Source organism: Kitasatospora sp. NPDC101183, assembly GCF_044767945.1.
Lineage (GTDB): Bacteria > Actinomycetota > Actinomycetes > Streptomycetales > Streptomycetaceae > Kitasatospora.
This window is the reverse complement of sequence record NZ_JBIWOW010000034.1, coordinates 13,410-36,788: the sequence shown is the minus strand read 5'-3', so window position 1 is coordinate 36,788 and position 23,379 is coordinate 13,410. Positions and strand designations below refer to the sequence as shown.

20 protein-coding genes are annotated in these 23,379 nt (G+C 73.8%); 13 read left to right on the top strand and 7 right to left on the bottom strand.

Translation table 11 applies throughout. The annotated features are described in order from the left end of the window. The first annotated feature begins 4 nt into the window (after positions 1-4). Positions 5-964 carry an asparaginase gene (locus ACIRRS_RS33805; RefSeq protein ID WP_402979243.1) on the top strand — a complete coding sequence of 320 codons (960 nt, stop codon included), beginning with the start codon at positions 5-7 and terminating at the stop codon, positions 962-964. Positions 965-1,057: 93 nt separating this feature from the next. Beyond that, complete coding sequence (locus ACIRRS_RS33800) at positions 1,058-1,267, top strand: dodecin (RefSeq protein WP_402979240.1); 210 nt, start codon at positions 1,058-1,060, stop codon at positions 1,265-1,267. Between the two features lie 4 nt (positions 1,268-1,271). Here the strand turns inward: ACIRRS_RS33800 and ACIRRS_RS33795 are convergent, their stop codons facing one another. Genes ACIRRS_RS33795 through ACIRRS_RS33785 form a run of 3 tightly spaced genes read right to left on the bottom strand, consistent with a single transcriptional unit; the run spans position 1,272 to position 4,164 of the window. After that, the gene (locus tag ACIRRS_RS33795; protein WP_402979237.1) at positions 1,272-2,087 is read right to left on the bottom strand and encodes a heme ABC transporter ATP-binding protein; all 816 of its coding nucleotides are present in this window, start codon (positions 2,085-2,087) and stop codon (positions 1,272-1,274) included. Further along, positions 2,084-3,148: a FecCD family ABC transporter permease gene (locus ACIRRS_RS33790; protein ID WP_402979234.1), complete on the bottom strand. Its 1,065-nt coding sequence runs from the start codon at positions 3,146-3,148 to the stop codon at positions 2,084-2,086. Before ACIRRS_RS33790 ends, ACIRRS_RS33795 begins: the two co-directional genes overlap by 4 nt. Further along, complete coding sequence (locus tag ACIRRS_RS33785; RefSeq protein ID WP_402979231.1) at positions 3,145-4,164, bottom strand: hemin ABC transporter substrate-binding protein; 1,020 nt, start codon at positions 4,162-4,164, stop codon at positions 3,145-3,147. The genes ACIRRS_RS33790 and ACIRRS_RS33785 overlap by 4 nt, the downstream gene beginning before the upstream one ends. Positions 4,165-4,332: 168 nt before the next feature. Here ACIRRS_RS33785 and ACIRRS_RS33780 point away from each other — a divergent pair, with 168 nt between their 5' ends. Both ACIRRS_RS33780 and ACIRRS_RS33775 read left to right on the top strand, forming a co-directional pair. Then, complete coding sequence (locus ACIRRS_RS33780; RefSeq protein WP_402979228.1) at positions 4,333-5,823, top strand: HtaA domain-containing protein; 1,491 nt, start codon at positions 4,333-4,335, stop codon at positions 5,821-5,823. A gap of 41 nt (positions 5,824-5,864) precedes the next feature. Continuing rightward, positions 5,865-7,430: an HtaA domain-containing protein gene (locus ACIRRS_RS33775; RefSeq protein ID WP_402979225.1), complete on the top strand. Its 1,566-nt coding sequence runs from the start codon at positions 5,865-5,867 to the stop codon at positions 7,428-7,430. A gap of 59 nt (positions 7,431-7,489) precedes the next feature. Here ACIRRS_RS33775 and ACIRRS_RS33770 read toward each other — a convergent pair whose 3' ends face one another. Continuing rightward, entirely contained in the window at positions 7,490-8,158 is a 669-nt protein-coding gene (locus ACIRRS_RS33770) for a heme oxygenase (biliverdin-producing) (protein ID WP_402979223.1), read from the bottom strand. A 180-nt stretch (positions 8,159-8,338) separates the two neighbouring features. Next, positions 8,339-8,830, bottom strand: coding sequence for an inorganic diphosphatase (locus ACIRRS_RS33765; RefSeq protein WP_402979220.1), 492 nt, complete (start codon positions 8,828-8,830; stop codon positions 8,339-8,341). 142 nt (positions 8,831-8,972) lie between these two features. Between ACIRRS_RS33765 and dacB the strand changes: the two genes are divergently transcribed. From dacB to folE, 6 genes are all read left to right on the top strand, one after another. Then, a complete protein-coding gene (dacB, locus tag ACIRRS_RS33760) occupies positions 8,973-10,496 on the top strand; it encodes a D-alanyl-D-alanine carboxypeptidase/D-alanyl-D-alanine-endopeptidase (RefSeq protein WP_402979217.1) in 1,524 nt (507 codons plus the stop codon). Positions 10,497-11,276: 780 nt separating this feature from the next. After that, positions 11,277-12,464 (top strand): zinc-dependent metalloprotease, encoded by a 1,188-nt coding sequence (locus ACIRRS_RS33755; RefSeq protein ID WP_402979214.1) that lies wholly within the window; start codon positions 11,277-11,279, stop codon positions 12,462-12,464. Positions 12,465-12,735: 271 nt separating this feature from the next. Continuing rightward, positions 12,736-13,863 carry a tRNA lysidine(34) synthetase TilS gene (gene tilS / locus ACIRRS_RS33750; RefSeq protein ID WP_402979211.1) on the top strand — a complete coding sequence of 376 codons (1,128 nt, stop codon included), beginning with the start codon at positions 12,736-12,738 and terminating at the stop codon, positions 13,861-13,863. Positions 13,864-13,934: 71 nt separating this feature from the next. Further along, on the top strand, positions 13,935-14,489 hold the full coding sequence (hpt, locus tag ACIRRS_RS33745) for a hypoxanthine phosphoribosyltransferase (RefSeq protein ID WP_049654051.1): 555 nt from the start codon (positions 13,935-13,937) through the stop codon (positions 14,487-14,489). Positions 14,490-14,713: 224 nt separating this feature from the next. Further along, a complete protein-coding gene (gene ftsH, locus ACIRRS_RS33740) occupies positions 14,714-16,768 on the top strand; it encodes an ATP-dependent zinc metalloprotease FtsH (protein WP_402979208.1) in 2,055 nt (684 codons plus the stop codon). Between the two features lie 112 nt (positions 16,769-16,880). Then, positions 16,881-17,486 carry a GTP cyclohydrolase I FolE gene (gene folE, locus ACIRRS_RS33735; RefSeq protein WP_402979205.1) on the top strand — a complete coding sequence of 202 codons (606 nt, stop codon included), beginning with the start codon at positions 16,881-16,883 and terminating at the stop codon, positions 17,484-17,486. Positions 17,487-17,492: 6 nt separating this feature from the next. Here folE and ACIRRS_RS33730 read toward each other — a convergent pair whose 3' ends face one another. Both ACIRRS_RS33730 and ACIRRS_RS33725 read right to left on the bottom strand, forming a co-directional pair. Next, the gene (locus ACIRRS_RS33730; RefSeq protein ID WP_402979202.1) at positions 17,493-18,281 is read right to left on the bottom strand and encodes a ferritin-like domain-containing protein; all 789 of its coding nucleotides are present in this window, start codon (positions 18,279-18,281) and stop codon (positions 17,493-17,495) included. Between the two features lie 112 nt (positions 18,282-18,393). Further along, positions 18,394-19,548, bottom strand: coding sequence for an alpha/beta hydrolase (locus ACIRRS_RS33725; protein ID WP_402979200.1), 1,155 nt, complete (start codon positions 19,546-19,548; stop codon positions 18,394-18,396). Between the two features lie 375 nt (positions 19,549-19,923). Here ACIRRS_RS33725 and ACIRRS_RS33720 point away from each other — a divergent pair, with 375 nt between their 5' ends. The 3 genes from ACIRRS_RS33720 to ACIRRS_RS33710 all read left to right on the top strand — a co-directional run bounded on the left by ACIRRS_RS33720 (position 19,924) and on the right by ACIRRS_RS33710 (position 23,216). Continuing rightward, positions 19,924-21,768, top strand: coding sequence for a phosphatidylglycerol lysyltransferase domain-containing protein (locus ACIRRS_RS33720; protein ID WP_402979197.1), 1,845 nt, complete (start codon positions 19,924-19,926; stop codon positions 21,766-21,768). Positions 21,769-21,835: 67 nt separating this feature from the next. Continuing rightward, the gene (gene folP / locus ACIRRS_RS33715; protein ID WP_402979195.1) at positions 21,836-22,708 is read left to right on the top strand and encodes a dihydropteroate synthase; all 873 of its coding nucleotides are present in this window, start codon (positions 21,836-21,838) and stop codon (positions 22,706-22,708) included. A gap of 28 nt (positions 22,709-22,736) precedes the next feature. Then, positions 22,737-23,216: a nuclear transport factor 2 family protein gene (locus tag ACIRRS_RS33710; RefSeq protein WP_402979192.1), complete on the top strand. Its 480-nt coding sequence runs from the start codon at positions 22,737-22,739 to the stop codon at positions 23,214-23,216. Positions 23,217-23,379: the final 163 nt, after the last annotated feature.

The window sequence follows — 23,379 nt, the reverse complement described above, 5'->3', positions numbered from 1 at the left end:
CGCCATGCCCCAGCACGCCGCCCCGCCCGTCCTCGCCGAGGTCGTCCGTTCGGGCTTCACCGAGGGCCGTCACCACGGCTCGCTGGTGCTGCTCGCCGCGGACGGCTCGGTCGAGTTCGCGCTCGGTGACCCGGACGCCCCGGTGTTCCCCCGCTCCACCGCCAAGCCGTTCCAGGCCGTGGCGACGCTGCGGGCCGGGCTGGCGATCGGGGGCGAGCTGCTGGCGCTGGCGGCCTCCAGCCACTCCGCGGAATCGTTTCACCTGGACGGCGTCCGGGCGATACTCGGCTCCGCCGGGCTGGACGAGACCGCCCTGCGGACCCCTGCGGACCTCCCGCTGGACGAGACCGAGGCCGAGCTGCTGCTGGCCTCCGGCGGGCGGCGCGCCCCGATCCTGATGGACTGCTCCGGCAAGCACGCCGGCTGGCTGGCCGCCTGCGTCGCCAACGGCTGGGACACCGGGGCCTACCTCGACCCGGCCCACCCCATCCAGCGCCTGGCCCACGACGCCCTGGCCGAGGCCACCGGCGAGACCCCGGGCCACCTCGGCGTGGACGGCTGCGGCGCGCCCCTGCTCGCCGTCTCGCTGACCGGGCTGGCGCGCGGCTACCGCGCCCTGCTGCTGGCCGCCGAGGGCACCGAGCAGCGCCGGGTGGCGGACGCGATGCGCGCCCACCCGGAGTACGTGGCCGGCACCCGCCGCGCCGACACCTGGCTGATGCGGGCCGTGCCGGGCGCGCTGTCCAAGATGGGCGCCGAGGCCGTCCAGGTCGTCGCCCTGTCGGACGGGCGGGCGCTGGCCTTCAAGATCGAGGACGGCGGCGAGCGGGCCCGCGGCCCCGTCCTGGCGGCGGCCCTGCGCCGGCTCGGGGTGGACGGCGCCGACGAGACCCTGGAGCGGATCGGCGCGGCCCCGCTGCTTGGCGGCGGGCAGCCGGTCGGGCTGGTGCGCGCGGCGTTCTGACCGCGCGGCCCGTCACCCCGCCGGGGTGCGGGCGGCCCGGCGGCGGTGCACGGTGGACGGACCGGGGGCCGTCGCACAGCTGAGGAGTCCGCCATGTCCGAGCACGTGTACCGGGTGACCGAGATCGTCGGGACCTCGACCGAGAGCGTCGACGCCGCGATCCGCAACGGGGTGGAGCGGGCCTCCCGGACGCTGCGCAACCTCGACTGGTTCGAGGTCTCGCAGGTCCGGGGCCACCTGGAGGACGGGCGGGTCAAGCACTACCAGGTGTGCATGAAGGTCGGCTTCCGCCTGGAGGACTGAGCCCCTAACGTTCGGGCAGCACCAGCGGCACCCCGGTGCGCGGGTGCGCGAGCACCTCGACCGGGTGCCCGTACACCTCGCTGAGCAGTGGCGCCCGCAGCACCTCGGCCACCGGCCCGTCCGCGACCGTCGCGCCGCCGGTCAGCAGCACCACCCGGTCCGCGTGGGCCGCCGCCAGGGAGAGGTCGTGCAGCACCACGACCACGCCGTCCCCGGCGGCGGCGCGCTCGCGGGCGATCCGCAGCACCAGCTCCTGGTGGCGCAGGTCCAGGGCGGCGGTCGGCTCGTCCAGGAGCAGCAGCGGGGTGCGCTGGGCCAGCACCCGGGCGAGCGCGACCCGGGCCCGCTCGCCGCCGGAGAGCGCGGTGAACGGGCGCCCGGCGAAGGCGGCGGCCTCGGTGGCGGCCATCGCGGCGTCGACCACGGCCCCGTCCTCGGCGGCGGCCGCCGTGCCGGCCCAGGGGGCGCGGCCCATCCGGACGACCTCCTCGGCCGTGAAGGGGAAGGACAGCGCGGCGGCCTGCGGCAGCAGCGCCCGGTGCCGGGCGAGTTCGGCCGCCCCGTACGAGGCCAGCGGGCGCCCGCGCAGGGTGACGGCGCCGCCGTCCGGGGCGAGGTCCCCGGCCAGGACGGACAGCAGGGTGGACTTGCCCGCGCCGTTGGGCCCGAGCAGGGCGACCACCTCGCCCGCGGCGACCCGTACGGTGGCGCCGGCCAGCAGCTCGCGCCCGCCCAGGCGCAGCCGTACGGCCTCGGCGGCGAGCAACTCGGAGCCGGGCGGCGGCCGTTCGGGGATCTCCTGACGTCGGCGCAGCCTCACGCCCAGCCTCCCTGCTTCGTCCTGGTGCGGCGCAGCAGCCAGAAGAAGAACGGGCTGCCGATGAGCGCGGTGAGCACGCCGAGCGGCAGTTCGGCCGGCTCGGCGAGGGTGCGGGCGGCGAGGTCGGCGAGCACCAGCACCAGCGCGCCGCCGAGCGCCGAGGCGGGCAGCAGGAAGCGGTGGCCGGGCCCGGCCAGCATCCGCAGCAGGTGGGGGACGACCAGGCCGACGAAGCCGATGACGCCGCTGACGGCGACGGCCGCGGCGGTCAGCAGGGCGACGACGGTGATCAGCGTCAGCCGCATCCGCTCGACGTCCACCCCGAGGTGGCGGGCCGGGCGCTCGCCCAGTGCCAGCAGGTCGAGCCTGCGGGCGTACGGCGGGGCGGCGGCCAGGCCCACGAGCGCGAAGGGCAGGACGGCGAGGACCTTGCCCCAGGTCGCCTGGGCGAGGGAGCCGAGCTGCCAGAAGGTGACCTGGCTGATCGCGGCGGAGTCGGCGGTGAAGAGGAACAGGCCGATCAGGGCGCCGCAGAAGGCGTTGACGGCCACGCCGGTGAGGATCAGCGTGACGACCTCGGTGCGCCCGTTCGAGCGGGCCATCAGGTAGACGGCGAAGACGGTGAGCAGGCCGCAGGCGAAGGCGGCGGCGGTGATCGTCCAGGTGCCGAGGGCGTCCAGGCCGAGCACGATGCAGCCCACCGCGCCGACGGCGCCGCCGGAGGAGACGCCGATGACGGCGGGCTCGGCCAGCGGGTTGCCGAAGACGCCCTGCATCAGCGCCCCGGCGCAGCCGAGCGAGCCGCCGACCAGCAGGGCGAGCACCACCCGGGGGAGGCGGACGTTCCACAGCACCGACTCGGGGACGCGGTCCAGGGCGTGGCCGCCGAGGCCGAGGCGGTGGGCGGCGGAGGCGAGGACGTCGCCGAGCGGGATGCGGTAGGCGCCGACGCCGGCCGCGAGCAGGGCGGCGAGGACGAGGGCGGCGGCCAGGCCGACGGTGATCAGGGTCGTCCGGCCGATCGGGGTGGGGAGGCTCTTCTCCCGTACGGCGGTGGTCACTTGGCGCCCGCCGGGTAGAGCTGGGCGGTGATCTCGGTGAGCACCTGCGGGGTGCGGGGGCCGTAGCTGAGGAGCTGGCCGTCCTCGACGGAGACGATCCGGCGGTCGAGCCCGGCGGGGGTCTGGGCGACGCCGGGGAGCTTGAGGAGGCCGTCGACGCCGCCGACGGAGTCGAGGCCCTTGCTCATCACCAGGATCGCGTCGGGGGCGGCCTTGACCAGGGCCTCGCTGGTGAGCGGGGTGAAGTCGCCGCTGAGGCCGGAGTCGGTGCCGGCGTCCCGGCCGCCGACCGCCTCGATGAGGGAGCCGGCGCCGGAGGCGGGGCCGCCGATCAGGTAGACGGAGGCGCTGCCGCGCAGGTAGAGGAAGGCGACCTTGGGGTGGGCGCCGGTGGCGGGGACGGCGGCCCTGGCGGCCTCGGTGCGCTGCGCGGTGCGCTCCTTCAACTGCCGCCCGGCGTCCGGGACTCCGAGGGCGGTGGCGACGGTGTCGATGCGCGGGCCGACGTCGTCGAGCTTCTTGGCGTCGTCCAGGACGATCAGCGGGACCCCGGCGGCGCGGATCTGCGAGATCGCCTCGGCGGGGCCGGTGGAGCGGTCGGCGAGGACGACGGTGGGGTGCAGGGAGAGGACGCCCTCGGCGGAGACCTCGTGCGCCTGGGTGATCACGGGCAGGGCGGAGGCCTGCTGGAAGGTGGTGGAGACGTCCCGGGCGACGACGGAGGGGCCGAGGCCGAGGCTGAACACCAGCTCGGCGAGGCTGCCGTTGAGCGGGATGATCCGCTCGGCGCTGGTGACGGTGACCTGGCGGCCGTCCGCGGAGGCGGTGGTGACGGGCAGCTGCGGGGCGGGCCGGTCGGGCAGCGGCTCGACGGCGTCGGGGGTGCGGGTGGCGGCAGCCGTCGTGGCGTCCTTGGTGCCGCCGCAGGCGGTGAGGGCGAGCAGGAGGCCGAGGACGAGCAGCAGGAGCGCGGGCCCGCGGGCCCGCCTGGTGTGGGTCGTGCTGCTGCTCAACATGCTTCCCTTCGCCGGGAGTTGTCGCTGCCCGTACCTGGGTGGGGGAGGGCGCGGCGGGACTCTTGACTCATATATTAGGTTAGCCTTACCTGACTTCCGCAAGGGGGGTCGGTGCCGTTCCCGACCCCCGCGCCGCTGTGCCCCCGTCCCTTCGAGGAGTGATCCGTCGTGTCCCTGTCCAGTCGGCTCCGCCGCCGGGCCGCCGTCCTGGTGGCCGTCCTCGCCGCGCTACTGGCGGTGGGCCTGTCACCGGGACAGGCCTCGGCCGCCGAGGGCAAGGTGTCCGGCGGGCGGCTCGACTGGGGGATCAAACAGTCCTTCCTGACGTACGTCACCGGGCCCATCGCCAAGGGGAGTTGGGCGCTCACGGGCGGCGCGGCCACGGTCGGCGGCAGCACCTTCCGCTTCCACTCCGCCAACGGCTCCTACGACCCGGCGACCGGCGCGCTCACCGCCGCCTTCACCGGCGGGGTCCGCTTCACCGGGCACCAGGAGAACGGCGCCAACGCGCTGGACCTGAGCATCGGGCGGCTCACCTTCCGCGCCGCGCAGGGCGGTTCGGCCGGGCTGTACGCGGACGTCAGCAGCAAGTCCCGGGAGACCGGCCAGGTCAGCAGCGCGAACCAGGCCAAGCTGGCCGACCTCTCACTGGCCGGCGTCGACCTGCGCGGGGCCTCGGGCACCCTGAGCCTCACCGGCGTGCCCGCCGTCCTCACCGACGCCGGGGCGAAGGCCTTCGGTGGGTTCTACCAGGCGGGGACGGCCCTCGACCCGCTCAGCCTCTCCGTCAACCTGCCCGCCGCGCCGCCGAGTTCGGCGGCTCCCACACCGAGCGCCACCACCGCCGCGCCGACCGCGGCCGAGCCCCAGCCGGCCGCGAGCCCGACGGCGGGCCCGAGCGCCGCCGCCCGTACCGAGTTCGCTCACGGCGCCCTGGACTGGGGCGTGCGCCGCACCTTCCGCGACTACGTCACCGGCTCCGTCGCCCAGGGCCGCTGGGAGCTCGGCGGCGGCTCGGCGGACGGCGGGGCCTTCTTCCGCTGGACCCCGGCGAAGGGCTCCTACGACCCGGCGACCGGCGCGCTCACCGCCGCCTTCACCGGCACCGTCCGCTTCACCGGCCTGCGCAGCGGCGACGCCTACGGCCTGGACCTCACCCTGGCCAACCCGGGCGTCACCGTGGCCGACGGCCGGGGCCGACTGGTCGCGGACGTCTCCGGCCGCACCCCGGACGGCGGCACCCAGCAGCTCACCGGCGTCGAGCTGGCCGCCTTCGACCCGGCCGGCCTCAAGCCCGAGGGCGGGCTGCTGAAGGCCGTCGAACTGCCGCTGAAGCTCTCCGAGTCCGGCGCCAAGGCGTTCGGCGGCCTCTACCCGGCCGGGACGGACATGGACCCGCTGAGCTTCGCCGTCGCCCTCGACCCGGCGGCCGCCCTGCCCCCGCTGCCCGACCTCGGCAGCGCCCCGGCCACCCCGCCCGCCCCGCCGAGCCCGGCCGCCGAGCCGGTCGCGGCCTCCTCCCCGGACGGCGTTCCGACGGCGGCCCTGGCCGGCGGCGCGGTGCTGGTCGTCGCGCTCGCCGCGACCGGCGGGCTGCTCGTCCGCCGCCGCCGCAAGGCCGCCACCGCCCCGGTCCCCGAGACCGACGAAGCGGCCTGACCCCACCCCCCAATCCCCCCGCACGAAACGGAGCCCCCTCCATGTCCCGCAACCGCACCCGGCTGGCCGCCCTCGCGGCCGCCACCGTCGGCCTCGGCCTGACCGCCCTCGGCGCCCCCGCCCTCGCGACCGCCGCCGGGGGCCCCGGCAGCGTCACGTACGACACCGGTGCGCTGGACTGGGGCGTGAAGGCCAGCTTCCGCGGCTACCTCAACGGCCCGGGCTCCCAGGGCGGCGCCGTCGAACTCACCGGCGGCGCGACCACCAACCCGGACGGCACCTACCACTTCGGCCTGGCCAAGGCCTCGTACGACCTGGGCTCGCACGCCCTCACCTCCTCCTTCACCGGCGGGGTCCACTTCACCGCCCACCACGGCGCGCTGGACATCGCGGTCACCGACCTGAAGGTCACCACCTCGGGCACGACCGGCACGCTCACCGCCGACACCGCCTCGAAGGAGTCGATGGCCGCCCCCGAGGTGACCCGGCGCGAGGACGTCCCGCTGGTGACGTTCACCGTCGCGCGGGACACCACCACCGGGGTGCCGACCGCCGCCAAGCTGACCGAGCAGGGCTCCAAGGTCTTCGCGGGCTTCTACCCGGCGGGGTCGGACATGGACCCGCTGTCGCTGCTGCTCAAGCAGAGCCCGGCCACGCCCTCGCCCACCGCCACGCCGTCCACGACGCCTTCGGCCACGCCCACCGTCACGCCGTCCGCCACCGCCACCGCCACGGCGCAGCCCACCGCCGAGCCGACCGCCCAGCCGACCGCGACACCGACCGCCACGACTACGGCCACGCCCACGCCGACCGCCGCCCCCACCACGGCACCGTCCAAGCTCCCCGTCGTGAACGGCACCCTGGACTGGACGGTCAAGGAGAGCTTCCGCAAGTACCTCGAATCCCCGATGGCCGCCGGCAAGGTCGAGTTCGCCGGAGGCGCGGCCGACTACCGCTTCGGCGGCGCCACCGGCGCGTACAACACCGCCGAGCACTCGCTCACGGCCGGATTCGACGGCTCCGTCCGCTTCCTCGGCCACCCCGGCAAGGACGGCTGGGCGCTCGACACCAAGCTCTCCAAGCTGGGCCTGACCATCGACAGCCAGGGCGCCTTCCTGACCGCCGACGTCGACGGCCGGTCCCCGGACGGCAAGTCGACCAAGCTGACCGGCGCCCGGATCGCCAAGCTGGACGTCCCCGCCTCCGCGCTCAGGCCGGTGAACGGTGTGGTGACGCTCGCCAAGGTCCCCGCCACGCTCACCGCCGAGGGCGTCCCGGTGTTCTCCAACTACCCGGCGGGCACGGCCCTCGACCCGGTCACCGCCAGCCTGGCCTTCGACAAGGACGCCAAGCTCCCGACCGACCCGCCCGCCGGGACGAACACCGGCACGGGTGTGAACGTCGGGACGAACGCCGGTGGCGGCCAGGCCTCGGGCGGCGGCCCCTCGCTGACCACCGACCTCGGCACCACGGGCGGCGGCTCGCTCGCCGCCACCGGCGCGGACACCCCGGTCGTCCCGCTGCTCGCCACCGCCGCCGGCCTGGTGCTGGCCGGCGGCGCCGCCACCGTCCTGGTGCGCAACCGCCGTCCCCGCGCGACCGTCTGACGCGCGGGTACGCGAAAGGGGCCGGTCCTCGCCGAGGGCCGGCCCCTTTCCGTGCGCGCTCAGGCGCTCAGCGGGTACCGCGCGTCCAGGTCGCGGAAGATCGCGCCGTTGAGGACGAAGGCCCGCTTGCACTCCTCGACCACCCGGCGGCGCTCGACCTCGTCCATCGCCTCGCCCGCCGCGTCCAGCTTGGCGCGGTACTCGCGCTTGAAGGCGGCCGGGTTGTCGACCTCCTCGAACACGTAGAAGCGCACGCCGTCGCCCTTGCGCTCGAAGCCCCAGGTCTTCTCGGCGATCCCGCGGATGATCTGACCGCCCGACAGGTCGCCCAGGTAGCGGGTGTAGTGGTGCGCTATGTACCCGGCGGGCCATTCGGCGGCCAGTTCCTCCACCCGCGCCACGTACGCGGCGGTGGCCGGAAGCGGCGCCAGGCCCTCGCGCCAGTCGGGCCCGCGCAGGTGCGCGAGGTCGCGCTCGACGGCGGCGGTGCGCAGCAGCGCCCGGTCGATGAAGGGGCCCGCCAGCCGGTCCTCGGCGAGCTGCCCGGCCCGGCTCTCCAGCGCCCGGTACACGTACCAGAGTTGGCCGGTGAGGTCGGCGTACGCATCGATCCCGAGTCGGCCGCCGAGCAGGCGGCTCATGAACGAGGACTGCTCCGCGGCCTCGTGCTCCTCGCTGCTCGCGGTGCGCAGCACGGTGGAGAACGGGACGGACTCGGGCGTGGGCATGCGGCCTCCAGGAATCGGAATCGGCCCGACAGTTTTGGTTAGCCTAACCTAACTGTCTCCGTATGCCGACAGCCTGTCGGTAAACCGTCCCCGGGAACGCCGGAGGCCGGGGACCGCGGACGAATCCGCGGAGCCCCGGCCCCGGGTGGTGCTGTCCCGACCGGTGGTCGGAACGGCGGCTCAGTGGCCGCCCTGGTCCGCCAGACGCTTGATCGAAGCGGTGACCTCGGCCTCGGCCTCGGCGCGGCCGACCCAGTCGGCGCCCTCGACCGACTTGCCCGGCTCCAGGTCCTTGTAGACCTCGAAGAAGTGCTGGATCTCCAGGCGGTCGAACTCCGACACGTGGTGGATGTCGCGCAGGTGCTCCCAGCGCGGGTCCGTCGCCGGGACGCAGAGCAGCTTGTCGTCGCCGCCGGCCTCGTCCGTCATCTTGAACATGCCGATGGCGCGGCACTTGATCAGGCAACCGGGGAAGGTCGGCTCGTCCAGGATGACCAGGGCGTCCAGCGGGTCACCGTCGTCCGCCAGGGTGCCCTCGACGTAGCCGTAGTCGGCCGGGTAGCGGGTCGAGGTGAAGAGCATCCGGTCGAGCCGAAGGCGGCCGGTCTCGTGGTCGACCTCGTACTTGTTACGAGAGCCCTTCGGGATTTCGATAAGGACGTCGAACTCCAACGGTTCCTCCAAGGTAGGTACTGACAGAATCCCAGTGTCTCCTACGGGAGTGGATGCTCGGGAAAGGGGCCGGTCGGTGGGATCAGGGGTGGGGGCGGCACGCCGTCGCAGGGGGACGGCCGCCGGACTCTTCGGAGCGGCCGTGCTCGTCGCCGGTACGGTCCTGGGCGCGGGCGGTGCGTACGCGCAGCCCTCCCCCACGCCCGGCGGCCACAGCACCTCGCGCGGCGGCAACGACGACCGCGACAACCAGGACGAGGGCCAGGGCGGGCGCGACGGGAAGAAGGGCACGCCCGGCAAGGACAAGGGCAGGAGCCCGACCCGCCGAGCGGACCAGCCCGCCCCCACCCCGGGCGGCGGGAGCGACGCCGCCGCCGCGCGCCCGGCACCCGCCGCGGGCGCCCTCCTCGCCGCCGCCGAGCCCGGCGCGGACACCCCCACTGCCCAGGGCCTCCAGCAGGCGCTCGCCCCGCTGCTCGCCGACAAGAGCCTCGGCACCGTCACCATCGCCGTCGCGGACGCCGAGAACGGTCAACTCCTGTACGGCTCGGGCGAGAACACCGCGGCCACCCCCGCCTCCACCACCAAGCTCGCCACCTCGATCGCCGCCCTGTCCCTCATCCCCGGCGACACCCGGCTGACCACCCGGGCGGTCAAGGGCGCCGCCCCGGGCGCCGTCACCCTCGTCGGCGGCGGGGACCCGACGCTCACCGCGCTGCCCGCCGACCAGGTGCAGATCGGCGGCCAGCCCGTCGACCCGGACACCGCCCCCGCCTCCCTCGTCGAACTGGCCCGGCAGACCGCCGCCGCGCTCAAGGCCGCCGGCACCACCACCGTCACGCTCGACTACGACGTCTCGCTGTACAGCGGCACCCCGCTGCACAAGTTCCATGACGACGACACCAACATCGCCCCCGTCGTCCCGCTGATGGTCGACGAGGGCCGGGTCGACGCGAAGAGCCGCGAGGAGGCGCCCAAGCGGGTCGCCGACCCGGCCGCCTCCGCCGCCGAGGCGTTCGCCGGGCTGCTCAAGGCCCAGGGCGTCACCGTCGAGGGGAAGGCCAAGCCCGCCGCCGCCCCGGCCGCGGCGGACGCGCCCGTCCTCGGCCGGGTCGACTCGCCGACCGTCGCCCGCCTGGTCGAGCGGCTGCTCACCACCTCCGACAACCAGCTCGCCGAGGCGATCGCCCGTCAGGCCGCGATCGCCGGGCACCAGCCGGCCAGCTTCGAGGGCGCGGCCACGGCCGTCACGCAGGAGCTGACCAGGCTCGGCGTGCCGATGACCGGCACCACCCTCAACGACGGCAGCGGCCTGCACACCGGCAACGCCGTCCCGCCGGCCGTCCTCACCCGCCTCCTGGCCCTGGCCGCCTCCGGCCGGCACCCCGCCCTGCGGCCCGTCCTCACCGGCCTGCCCGTCGCCGGCTTCACCGGCACCCTCGCCAAGCGCTACGGCCAGGGCTCCGGCTCCGCCGACGCGGCCGGCCTCGTCCGCGCCAAGACCGGCAGCCTCAACGGCGTCAACACCCTCGCCGGCACCGTCGTCGACGCCGACGGCCGCCTCCTCGCCTTCGCCGTCATGACCCGCACCACCGCCCCGGCCGACACCGCCCGCGCCGCCATGGACCGCATAGCCGCCCACCTCACCACCTGCGGCTGCCACTGACCCAGGCCGCAGAGCCCGCCTCGGCCACGGGCGAGCAGGGAGCCTCACGAACGGTGCGCCCCGGGCCTCCGCCTCACCCGGCGGCTCCGGCCGGGCAGGGAGTCTCATGACAGGCGCGCTCCGGCCCTCCGGCACAGCGCCCACCACCAGCACCCCCGCAGTCGCAGCCCACCCACACCTCCTGCGGCCCTCGGCCCCGGCCGAGGGCCGCAGCGGCGCCCCACCTCCGCCGGACTCGGCCGAGCCCGGCCCCGCCCGGCTTCTCCGGCCGCTCCAGCTTTCGGCGGAGCGGCCCGGCCTCCTGAGGACACCCGCGCCTGACCGGCCCTGTCGGGCCTCCTCGCCCCGCCCGTGCCTCCGGCGGGGCGTCCTCGGCCCCGCCCCCAGGCGGTTCTCGGTGTCAGCCGGAGTCGTCGGCAGATCTCACGGTCAGGGCCGGTTCCGGAGCGCCTCCGGTTCGCCGCCGGACCGCCGCTCGGCATCCAACTCCTGCTGCCCCGGCTGCTCGGCGGTTTCCGGCGCGGGCCGGAGCTTGCGACAGCCCTGATGGCCAAGGCCGCCTCCCGAAGGGGCGGCCCGGCTCGCCAGTGACCCGGCCGCAGCGGTGCTCCGCCCCGGGCGCCGCCGCGGGCGCCCGGGGGCCCCGGCGACCCCGGTTCGGGGCGGCTGCGCCGGGGGTCGGGCGGCCCCTGAGGGGCGGGGGCGGGCGCTGGTGGTGGGTGGGAAGGTGATCGTGGCGGGTGGCTGCCGCTGGTGGTGGGGAGCACGTACGGTGAGGGCATGACGAGCGCGAGTGGCGGGGCTGACATGGTCGACTGGAACCTCGCGGTCGCAACCGCGACCAGGTTGGTGCGGCCGGGGCCGGAGGTCAGTCGGGCGGAGGCGGCGGCGGTGGTCGCCGAGCTGCGGCGGCACGCACTGGAGGCGGAGGAGCACGTCCGGGCGTTCACCGGGATGCGGTCGAGCAGCCTGGCGGCGGCCGCCGCGACGCCGGTGCTGGTGGTGGACCGCCCCGGGTGGGTGCGCGCGAACGTGGCGGGCTTCCGGACGGTCGTGCAGCCGCTGGTGGAGAAGCTGCGGGCGCGGCGGGCGGCCGGCGGGCCGGCGGCGGGGGTGTTCGGTTCGGTGGGGGAGAAGGCCACCGGGATCGAGGTCGGGGCGCTGCTGGCGTTCCTGTCGACGAAGGTGCTGGGCCAGTACGAGACGTTCGCCCCGGCGGAGCCCTCGCTGGAGGCGCCGGACAGCCCGGCGGCGCTGTTCGACAAGCCCCGGCTGGGCCCGGAGGGCCCCGGGCCGGGCCGGCTGCTGCTGGTGGCGCCGAACATCGTGCACGTGGAGCGGGAGCTGGACGTCGACCCGTCCGACTTCCGGCTCTGGGTCTGCCTCCACGAGGAGACGCACCGCACCCAGTTCACGGCGGTCCCCTGGCTGCGGGACCACATCCAGTCGGAGGTGCAGTCCTTCCTCGCCGAGACGGACGTGGACCCGGGCGCCCTGCTGGAGCGGCTGCGCGACGCGGCCGGCTCGCTGGGCGGCGGGCTGCCGGGCGGCGCGGCCCGCGAGCGCGAGGCCGGCGGGGGCTCGTCGAACCTGCTGGAGATCGTCCAGTCGCCCGCGCAGCGCGAGATCCTCGGCCGGCTGACGGCCGTGATGTCGCTGCTGGAGGGCCACGCGGACGTGGTGATGGACGGCGTGGGCCCGGCCGTGGTGCCGTCGGTCGCTGAGATCCGGGAGAAGTTCCAGCAGCGCCGGGACCGCGGCGCGAACCGGCTGGACCTGCTGCTGCGCCGCCTGCTGGGCATGGACGCGAAGCTGCGCCAGTACCAGGACGGCGCGGTGTTCGTGCGCGGGGTGGTCGAGCGGGTCGGGATGGAGGGGTTCAACCGGGTGTGGACCTCCCCGAACACGCTGCCGACCAAGGAGGAGATCCACGACCCGGCCGCCTGGGTCGCCCGCGTCGCCCGCTGAACCATTCGCGGACGCCCGCAGCCGTAAAGCGCCGTGCGCCGGTCAAACCCGCTCGTACGAGTGGTTCATTCCGGCCGGGCGTGGGTGAAGATACGTTTCTCCATTCACCCGAACGTGGGACGGTGGTCGTACTGGTGGCGAGGGTGGCGTAGCGGGTCCCTCCTTTCTGCCACCATCTGTGAGCGCCCGGTAACGCGGCGCTCACACGGCTTGGCGGTTCTGCCGCGCTCGCCGTCGTCCTGTCCCCACCTCCGCCGAGGAGTCGTCCGCCGTGGGCCCTCACCCCGCTGTCGCCGCGATACGCCTGGCCGTCCGCCGTACCCTCACCGAGCTGGCCGCCGAAGCCGGCTCCACCTTCACGCCGCCCGCCCGCACTCCCCGCGAGCGTCCGGCCGGCTCCCCGCTGGTGGGTGCCGCCCTCGGCACCACGCTGATCGGCAACGCCGCCCGCCACCCCTCGGGCCTGCCCCGAACCCCGGCCGCCCCCGGGTCCCCGCTGGTGCTCGTCGCCGTCAGCGGCGGCGCGGACTCCATGGCCCTGGCCATCGCCGCCGCCTTCGAGGCCCCCAAGATCGGGCTGCGGGTCGGCGCCGTCACCGTCGACCACGGCCTCCAGAACGGCTCCGGCGAACGGGCCGCCCAGGTCGCCGAGCGGCTGAGCTCGCTGGGGCTGGACCCGGTCGAGGCCGTCCAGGTGCGCGTGGGCCGCGAGGGCGGCCCCGAGGCCGCCGCCCGGGACGCCCGCTACGCCGCGCTCGACGAGGCCGCCGAGCGCCACCGCGCGGTCGCGGTGCTGCTCGGCCACACCCGGGACGACCAGGCCGAGACCGTCCTGCTGGGCCTGGCCCGGGGCTCGGGCGCCCGCTCGCTGGCCGGGATGCCGGCCCAGAAGGGCCGCTACCGCCGCCCGCTGCTGGAGCTGGACCGCGCCGCCACCCGGCAGGCCTGCTCGGCGCAGTCGATCCCGGTCTGGGACGACCCGCACAACTGTGATCCCGCCTACACCCGCTCCCGCGTCCGCCACGAGGTGCTCCCAGTTCTGGAGAAGCACCTGGGCGGCGGAGTGGTGGAGGCGCTGGCCCGCACCGCCCGGCTCTTCCGCGACGACGCCGACGCCCTCGACCAGTGGGCCTCCTTGGCCGAACGCGACCTCCGTACGGGCGAAGGCGCCCTGGACGCCGTGAAACTGGCCGAACTGCCCCCCGCCGTACGGCGCCGGGTGCTGCGCCGGGCCGCGCTGCGGGCCGGTTGCCCGGCCGGGGATCTGTTCGCGCGGCACTTGGAGACGATCGACCTGCTGGTCACCGGGTGGCGCGGACAGGGCCCGCTTCACCTACCCGGGGGAGTCGAGGCCACCCGCAGGTGTGGCACGCTGGTCTTTCGGCGGCAGGGCGACTGACGGGCGAGGCATGCCCGGGGGCGGCCGGCCGCCGGCCACACAGACCCCGAACGTTTGAGGACGTATCCCCGGTGGACCAGAACGACATGGGCGCTGACCTCGCGAAGGTGCTCATCAGCAAGGACGAGATCGACGCGAAGCTCCTGGAGCTGGCCGAGCGCATCGACCGGGACTACGCAGGCAAGGACCTGCTGATCGTCGGCGTCCTCAAGGGGGCCGTGATGGTCATGGCCGATCTGGCCCGGACCCTGCACTCGCAGGTCACCATGGACTGGATGGCCGTCTCCTCCTACGGGATGGGCACCAAGTCCTCCGGCGTGGTGCGTATCCTCAAGGACCTCGACACGGACATCGCCGGCCGCGACGTCCTGATCGTCGAGGACATCATCGACTCGGGTCTGACCCTGTCCTGGCTGCTGGGCAACCTCGGCTCGCGCGGCCCGGCCTCGCTGGAGGTCTGCGCCCTGCTGCGCAAGCCCGACGCGGCCAAGGTCGAGATCGACGTGAAGTACGTCGGCTTCGACATCCCCAACGAGTTCGTGGTGGGCTACGGCCTGGACTACGCCGAGAAGCTGCGCAACCTCCCCTTCATCGGCACCCTCGCCCCGCACGTCTACGGCGGCTGAGGACCCCGTTCGGGCGACGGACGGGAACAGGAGCCTGTTCCCGCCCGTTGGACCGGGGACAAAGAACCACAGCCGTGTCGCCGTGCTCCCGCCATGGGCGGGTCCGACTGCGGTACGGTCCAATAAACCGCTCTTCACATGAGCACCGACCATATGCGCCGCGGCCCACAGCCACCCGGCGCCGTTGAGTGGCAGGAGGGACGGGGCGGCAACGCCCCGCATGGATGGACGTCAAGCGATACTTCCGTGCGCCGATCATGTGGATCGTGCTGGCCGTCCTCGCCGTCATCGTTCTGATGCAGGTCGTTTCGGACTCGAACGGCTACAAGACGGTGGACACCGGGCAGGTCGTCGCCGCGATCGATGCCAAGGATGTCAAGTCGGCGCAGATCACCACCGGTGACTCGAACACGATCAAGATCCAGTTGAAGGACGGCGCCAAGCTGTCCCCCGCCGGCACGGGCAAGGTCCCGTCCGGCAACAAGTTCCAGGCCTCGTACATCGGGGACCAGGGCGTGGCCATCGCCGAGAAGCTCCAGGTCCAGGTGAACGCCAAGGACCCGAACACGCTGACCGAGGGCTACACCATCAGCCCCGAGAAGCAGAGCACCTTCGTCAGCCTCATGCTGTCGATGCTGCCGATCGTCATCATCGTCGTGGTCTTCCTGTTCCTGATGAACCAGATGCAGGGCGGCGGCTCCCGGGTCATGCAGTTCGGCAAGTCCAAGGCCAAGCTGCTCACCAAGGACACCCCCAAGACCACCTTCGCGGACGTCGCGGGTGCGGACGAGGCGGTGGAGGAGCTCCACGAGATCAAGGAGTTCCTGCAGGAGCCGGCCAAGTTCCAGGCCGTCGGCGCCAAGATCCCCAAGGGCGTGCTGCTGTACGGCCCGCCCGGGACCGGCAAGACCCTCCTCGCGCGCGCCGTCGCCGGTGAGGCCGGGGTGCCGTTCTACTCCATCTCCGGCTCGGACTTCGTCGAGATGTTCGTCGGTGTCGGCGCCAGCCGCGTCCGCGACCTCTTCGAGCAGGCCAAGGCGAACGCCCCGGCGATCGTCTTCGTCGACGAGATCGACGCCGTCGGCCGGCACCGCGGCGCGGGCCTCGGCGGCGGCCACGACGAGCGCGAGCAGACCCTCAACCAGCTGCTGGTCGAGATGGACGGCTTCGACGTCAAGGGCGGCGTGATCCTGATCGCCGCCACCAACCGCCCCGACATCCTGGACCCGGCGCTGCTGCGCCCGGGCCGCTTCGACCGCCAGATCGCGGTGGAGCGCCCCGATCTCCAGGGCCGTCTGGACATCCTCAAGGTGCACCAGAAGGGCAAGCCGATCGCGCCGGACGTCGACCTCTCGGCCGTCGCCAAGCGCACCCCCGGCTTCACCGGTGCCGACCTGTCGAACGTCCTCAACGAGGCCGCCCTGCTGACGGCCCGTTCGGACAAGAAGCTGATCGACAACGGCATCCTGGACGAGGCGATCGACCGCGTCGTGGCCGGTCCGCAGAAGCGCACGCGGATCATGTCCGACAAGGAGAAGAAGATCACCGCGTACCACGAGGGCGGTCACGCCCTGGTCGCGGCGGCCTGTCAGTACAGCGACCCGGTGCACAAGATCACGATCCTGTCCCGCGGCCGGGCCCTCGGCTACACCATGGTGCTGCCGGACGAGGACAAGTACTCCACCACCCGCAACGAGATGCTCGACCAGCTGGCGTACATGCTGGGCGGCCGCGCGGCGGAGGAGCTGGTCTTCCACGACCCGACCACCGGCGCCTCGAACGACATCGAGAAGGCCACCGCCACGGCGCGGGCCATGGTCACCCAGTACGGCATGACCGAGCGCCTCGGCGCGATCAAGTTCGGCAACGACAACTCGGAGCCGTTCCTGGGCCGCGAGATGGGCCACCAGCGCGACTACTCGGAAGAGGTCGCCGGGCTGGTCGACGAAGAGGTCAAGAAGCTCATCGAGAGCGCGCACAACGAGGCCTGGGAGATCCTGGTCGAGAACCGCGACGTGCTCGACAACCTCGTTCTGGAGCTCCTCGAGAAGGAGACCCTGAACAAGGAGCAGATCGCCGAGATCTTCGCCCCGATCGTCAAGCGCCCGCACCGTCCGGCCTGGACGGGCTCCGCGCGCCGGACGCCGTCCACCCGCCCGCCGGTGCAGTCGCCGAAGGAGCTGGCGCTCACCAACGGCGCCGCCGTGGGCGACACCGCTCCGGTGGACGTCGTGAAGCTCCCGCCGCTCCAGGCGCCGGAGCACCCGACCGACGGCTGACCGCCGGCGGTACAGGGCACGGAATGGATGCCGCGTCACCGGGGTTTGTACCCTGGAGGCGCGGCATCCGTGCTGTTCAGCTCAAGTCGTCCCACACGTAAGCGAGGCCCGCATGATCGACCCGGTGACGCTCGACGGTTCGTCTCCCGTCGGCACCTTCGACCAGAAGCGGGCCGAGAACGCCGTGCGCGAGCTGCTCCTCGCCGTCGGGGAGGACCCGGACCGCGAGGGGCTGCTGGAGACCCCGGCCCGGGTCGCGCGGGCGTACAAGGAGATATTCGCCGGGCTCTGGCAGGAGCCGGAGGACGTCCTCACCACCACCTTCGACCTCGGGCACGACGAGATGGTGCTCGTGAAGGACATCGAGCTGACCTCCGTCTGCGAGCACCACCTGGTGCCCTTCCGCGGGGTCGCGCACGTCGGGTACATCCCGTCGACCTCGGGCAAGATCACCGGCCTGTCGAAGCTGGCCCGGCTGGTGGACGTCTACGCCCGCCGCCCCCAGGTGCAGGAACGGTTGACCAGCCAGGTGGCCGACGCGCTGATGCGCATCCTGGAGCCGCGCGGGGCGATCGTCGTGGTCGAGTGCGAGCACATGTGCATGTCGATGCGCGGCATCCGCAAGCCCGGCGCCAAGACCATCACCTCCTGCGTGCGCGGCCAGCTGCGCGACCCGGCCACCCGGGCCGAGGCGATGAGCCTCATCATCGGTCGCTGATCGGGTTCAGAGCACCTCGCGCTCCGCGTGCGGCGGGGCCGGGGTGCCCAGGGCGTTGCGGTGCTCCGGCATCCGCAGGGTGACCATCCGCCGCCAGCCGAACGTCCGGTCGTACAGGTAGAGCGCCTGCACCCCGAGGGTGACCACGGTCAGCTGCCAGCGCGGCCAGCGCAGGATCCTCGCCATCCGGGACGTCACCGCCAGGCCGACGTCCCGGTGGGTGCGGATCTCGCCGCGGGCGCTGGTCTCCAGCGCGTGGCGGATGTACGGGCCGTGGCCGGCCGCCCGCAGCCGCAGCAGCTCCTCGTGGCAGTACGCGAGGTGGTCGTCCTCGTCGGCCGAGATCATCCGCATCGCCCGGCCGAGGTCCGGGTTGTCGCCGTACGCCTTCACCAGCTGGCGCATCTGCTCGGCGGCGCGCTGCTCGGTGACCCGGCTGTGCGCCAGGTAGACGATGATCTCCCGCTCCGTCAGCGGGACGTCGCTGTTGAGCCGCTCGTGCGCGAGGCCGACGCCCTGGCGCTCCAGCAGCATGCAGTAGTCGGCGTCGTCCGGGACGGGCACCTTGGGCAGGCCGCGCTTGTGCAGCAGCTGGGAGAAGATCCGGCCGTGCTTGCGCTCGTCCGCGCCGTGCCGGGCGACCTTCGGCGCGAGGACCTCGTCCCGGGTGAGGGCGGTGATCCGCTCGTTCTCCCAGCCGCCCTGGTCCTCGCCGCCGGCCGCGATGCTGCAGAACAGCTGGTACGCCTGGTCGTTCCGGTAGATCTCGTCGAACAGCGATCGGGTACTCAGCACGGCGCCTCCTGCGCGGACGGGCGGCGCCCGCGCCGGTCGGGCGGGCGGCCGCGATTCGTTCCCCCGGGCCGCCGGGCGACCGCGGTGACCGGCGGGTAGTCACTCGCACGCGTCACCCGAGGTGCGCGCCCACCCATTCGAGGGAGGCCGGCAGCTCCCGGACCCAGCTGTCGAAGTTGTGGCCGCCGTCGTCCAGGTAGAGCGACTCCACGCTGAACTGGGGGTTGGCTGCGGCCACCTGCTGGGCCTGCTCGACGAAGCGGACGGTCTGCGGGTAGTCCGACTCCTTGCGGGTGGAGACCACCAGCATCGACAGCGGCGGGGCGGGGAGGTTCTGCAGCCGCCAGGACAGGTCGCTCTGCTGGGCCAGGGCCTTGTCGCCGTTGAAGAGGCTGCCGCCCGTGAACTGGTCCTCGTGCACGGTGAAGTCGCCGTGCAGGCCCACCGCGCTGCCGTAGACGTTCGGGAAGCGCATCGCCAGGCGCATCGCGCAGCTGCCGCCGGTGGAGTAGCCGAAGACGGCCCAGGAGCCGGCGGTGCGGCCGGTGCGGTAGGTGGTGCGCAGCGCCTCGGGGACGTCCTTGACGAACCAGGACTCGGTGCGGGGGCCGCCGGGGACGTCCACGCACTCGGTGTTGCGGGGCGGGGCGACGGTCGGCCGGGCCAGCACCACGATGGTGGGCGGCATCTTGCCGGTCTTCTGGAGCTCCGCCGCCGTCCGGACGACCGGCAGCTCCTTCATCAGGTTGAGCGTGGTGCCGGGGAAGCCGGCGATGGTCATCAGGACCGGGAAGCGGACCAGGGCGAACTTCGGGTCGAAGTACTCGGGCGGCAGGTAGACGAACATCTGGTCGGACAGGCCGGTCTCCTTGCCGGTGACCCGGACGGACTCGACCTTGCCGGCCTCCTCCGGCGGGCCCTTGGGCAGGTCCGTCACCGTCTCCAGGCCGCCCTCGTTGGTCGGCTGGACCAGCGCGTCGGAGACCGGGGTGCCGCCCTTGTGGTTCTCGTTGCTGGTCAGCGCGAGCTTGGCGCCGCCGGGGTTGAGCAGGTCGTCCCAGGAGGTGTAGAACCCGAAGGAGTTGTTCACCGACAGCGCCAGCACCGCCAGGACGGCGGCCTGAGTGACCGTCAGCAGGCCGATCCGGCCGAGCACCGGCAGCGGGCGCTGCCGGGCCAGGCGGGGCCAGAGCCACAGGGTCGTCACGAGGGCCGCGGCGCCGAGCGCGAGCAGCGAGTTCACCAGCAGGTCGCTGGTCAGTTCCATGCCGTCGGCCTTCCGGTGGGACACTGTCGATGCGGGATTCATCGTCTGGCGGCCCGTCAGGCCCGGCCACCGCAGCTAGGCTGTCCGGATGCCCGGGCGGGCCGGGAGACCGGGGGGAGACGCAGGCAACCGGCGCCCTAGAATGCGGCGTCCACCGTACGTAAACGCCCCGGGGGGCCTCGCCGCGCCACGCGGCGGCGGGCCTCCGCTCCCACCGCCGGCTCAACCCGCAGCGTCGCCACGGCACCGGTTTACCGACCGTTTCCGGATCCTTGGTATGCGCATTGCCTGATGAAGGAATAGGCATGAAGGTCCATCACGCGTCGCCCACAGGGGTGACCGGACGCCCGCCCGCAGCCTCTACGCTGAGCACCCATGAGCGTTCCCGTGTCCGTTGAGCCGAGCCCCGAGCAGCCGCCGTCGCCCCGTCGCCGCGGCCTGCAGACGCTGCGCAACCAGGCGGCTGCCGTCCCGAGGTCCTGGCTCCCCGGCGCGGTCGGCTACGCCTGCCTGCTGATCGGGCTGGTCGACATCGCCAGCGCGGTGTTCCCCAAGCTGCGGCACACCAAGATGCACACCTTCGCCGGGCAGCTTCCGGGCGGCACCACCAGCCTGGCCGCGGTCGGCACGCTGATGGTCGGCCTCCTGCTGGTGCCTCTGGCGCACGCGCTGCGCCGGCGCAAGCGGCGGGCCTGGCGCGCCGTGTGCGTGCTGCTGCCCGTCAGCGCGGCCCTGCACATCGTGCGCTGGCACCAGGTGGGCCCGGCGGTCGTCTCGCTGATCGTCCTCGCCGTGATGCTCGTGCACCAGCGCGAGTTCTACGCCAAGGCCGACCCGCGCACCCGCTGGGGCGCGGTGGTCAACCTCGTCGTGATGGGCGTCCTCAGCGGGCTGCTGGGCCTGCTGATCGTCTGGACCCGTACGAAGTACGAGCACGGGCACCCGGGCTTCACCGAGCGGCTCCAGCACGTCGGGTACGGGCTGTTCGGCTTCGAGGGCCCGATCCGCTACACCAACGAGCGGATGTCCGACCTGGTCGCCTACCTGCTCGGCGGGCTCGGCCTGCTCACCGCCCTCACCACCGCCTACCTGGCGCTGCGCCCGGGCAAGCCGAAGCCGGAGCTCACCGTCGAGGACGAGGAGAAGGTGCGCGAGCTGCTCAAGCGGCACGGCGCCCGCGACTCGCTCGGCTACTTCGCGCTGCGCCGCGACAAGAGCGTGCTGTTCTCGCCCACCGGCAAGGCGGCGATCTCCTACCGCGTCGTCTCCGGCGTGATGATGGCCTCCGGTGACCCGGTCGGGGACGTCGAGGCCTGGCCCGGCGCGATCAAGGTGTTCATGGCCGAGGCCCGCGAGCACGCCTGGGTGCCGGCCGTGATGGGCTGCAGCGAGGTCGGCGGCGAGGTCTGGACCCGCGAGGCGGGCCTGGACGCGCTGGAGCTGGGCGACGAGGCGATCGTCGACACCGCCACCTTCTCGCTCTCCGGCCGGGCCATGCGCAACGTGCGCCAGATGGTCAAGCGGATCGAGCGCAACGGCTACTCCTGCAAGGTCCGCAGGGTCGCCGACCTCGACCCGGAGGAGAAGTACCGCATCGCCGACGCCGCCGCCCGCTGGCGCGGCACCGACACCGAGCGCGGCTTCTCGATGGCCCTGGGCCGCTTCGGCGACCCGCTGGACGACGAGTGCGTGGTCGTCACCGCCCACAAGGCCCCCGAGGAGGGCGAGGAGGGCGACGACCTCAAGGCCGTGCTGCACTTCGTGCCCTGGGGCACGGACGGCATCTCGCTGGAGCTGATGCGCCGCGACCGCGCCGCCGACCCGGGCCTGAACGAGCTGCTGATCGTCGCCGCCCTGCAGGAGGTGGGCGCCATGGGCATCCGCCGGGTGTCGCTCAACTTCGCGATGTTCCGCTCGGCGCTGGCCCGCGGCGAGCGCATCGGCGCCGGCCCCGTGCTGCGGGCCTGGCGCGGGCTGCTGGTCTTCCTGTCGCGCTGGTTCCAGATCGAGTCGCTGTACAAGTTCAACGCCAAGTTCCAGCCCGAGTGGGAGCCTCGCTTCCTGGTGTTCCCCAACACCCGGGACCTGCCGCGCATCGGCTTCGCCGCGATGCAGGCCGAGGCCTTCATCACCCTGGGCATGCCGCGCTTCGGCCGCAAGCGCCAGCGGGAGGGCCTGATGCCCGTCCCGGCGGCCCGCGAGGTCACCGAGGCCGCCTGAGCGCCGTCCTCGTGAACGGGGCCCCCGCCGAGAATCCTCGGCGGGGGCCCCGTTCGATAATGGGGGCATGGACAACTCGCCCTCGTACACCCTGCCGGCGGGGCTGCCGCGGCTCGACCGCTGCGCCGTGATGGGCGTCGTCAACGTCACGCCCGACTCCTTCTCGGACGGCGGGCTCTGGCACGACCCCGCCAAGGCCATCGCGCACGGGCTCGCGCTGCGGGCGCGCGGCGCGGACCTGGTGGACGTCGGCGGCGAGTCCACCCGGCCCGGCTCGCAGCGGGTGACCGAGGAGGAGGAGCTGCGCCGGGTGCTGCCCGTGGTCCGGGAGCTGGCCGGGGCCGGGGTGCCGGTGTCCGTGGACACCATGCGCGCCCGCGTGGCGGAGAAGGCGGTCGAGGCGGGCGCGGTGGTCGTCAACGACGTCTCCGGCGGGCTCGCCGACCCGGCGATGGCCCGGGTGGTCGCCGAGACCGGCGCGCCCTTCGTGGTGATGCACTGGCGCGGCCAGTCCTCCGACATGTACGCCGGGGCCGTCTACGAGGACGTGGTGCGCGACGTCGTCGGCGAGCTGACGGCCCGGATGGACGCCCTGGTGGCGGTCGGCGTCAAGGAGGAGCAGCTGATCCTCGACCCGGGGCTCGGCTTCGCCAAGACCGCCGAGCACAACTGGGCGCTGCTCGGGCGCCTCGACGCGCTCACCGCGCTCGGGCGCCCCGTCCTCGTCGCGGCTTCGCGCAAGCGGTTCCTGGGTACGCTGCTCGCCGACCCGGAAACCGGGGAGCTGCGCCCGGCGAGGGAGCGGGACGACGCGACCGCCGCCGTCTCGGTGCTCTCGGCCCGGGCGGGCGCCTGGGCGGTACGGGTGCACGACGTGTCCGGCACGGCGGACGCCGTCCGCGTGGTCGCGGCCTGGCAGCGCGCGGCGCGGCTGGGGTGAGGGAGGGTCTGTGGCAGGTGACGGCAGGGTGAGCGGCGGTACGGCCGGGAAGGCCCGCGAGGCGGACGTCGAGGCGGTGCTGGCGGCGAACCGGGGGCTGTACGAGGCGCTGGAGCGCGGCGACGTCGAGGCGGTCGAGGACGTCTGGCTGGGGGCGGCGGACGCCGACGACAAGGGCGGGGTGGTGTGCGTGCACCCCGGCTGGCCGGTTCTGCGGGGGCGGGCGCAGGTGACCCGCTCGTACATGCTGATCATGATGAACACGGAGTACATCCAGTTCTTCCTGACCGATGTCGAGGCCGAGGTCCACGGTGATGTGGCCCTTGTCACGTGCACCGAGAACATCCTCTCCGGCGGTGAGTCGGAGGAGGAGGGGGAACTCGGGCCGCTCGTGGGCGGAAAGGTCGTGTCGACCAATCTCTTCCGTCGTACGCCGGCGGGGTGGAAGCTCTGGTCGCACCACGGTTCACCCGTCCTGACCAGCGGCGACGAGGACGACGAGGACTGATTTCCGGGCGTTTCCCGGGGCGGCGGGAAATCTCCGCGGCGCCGTCGCCGGGGAATTCCCGAGTGGTCACCGAACGTTCACGTCAATCGCCATTGCGGTGCGCGTGGCGACGGTTCGTGCCGGGTAGGACGGTCAGGCGTTGTCCGCGCCCGCGGGTAGATTC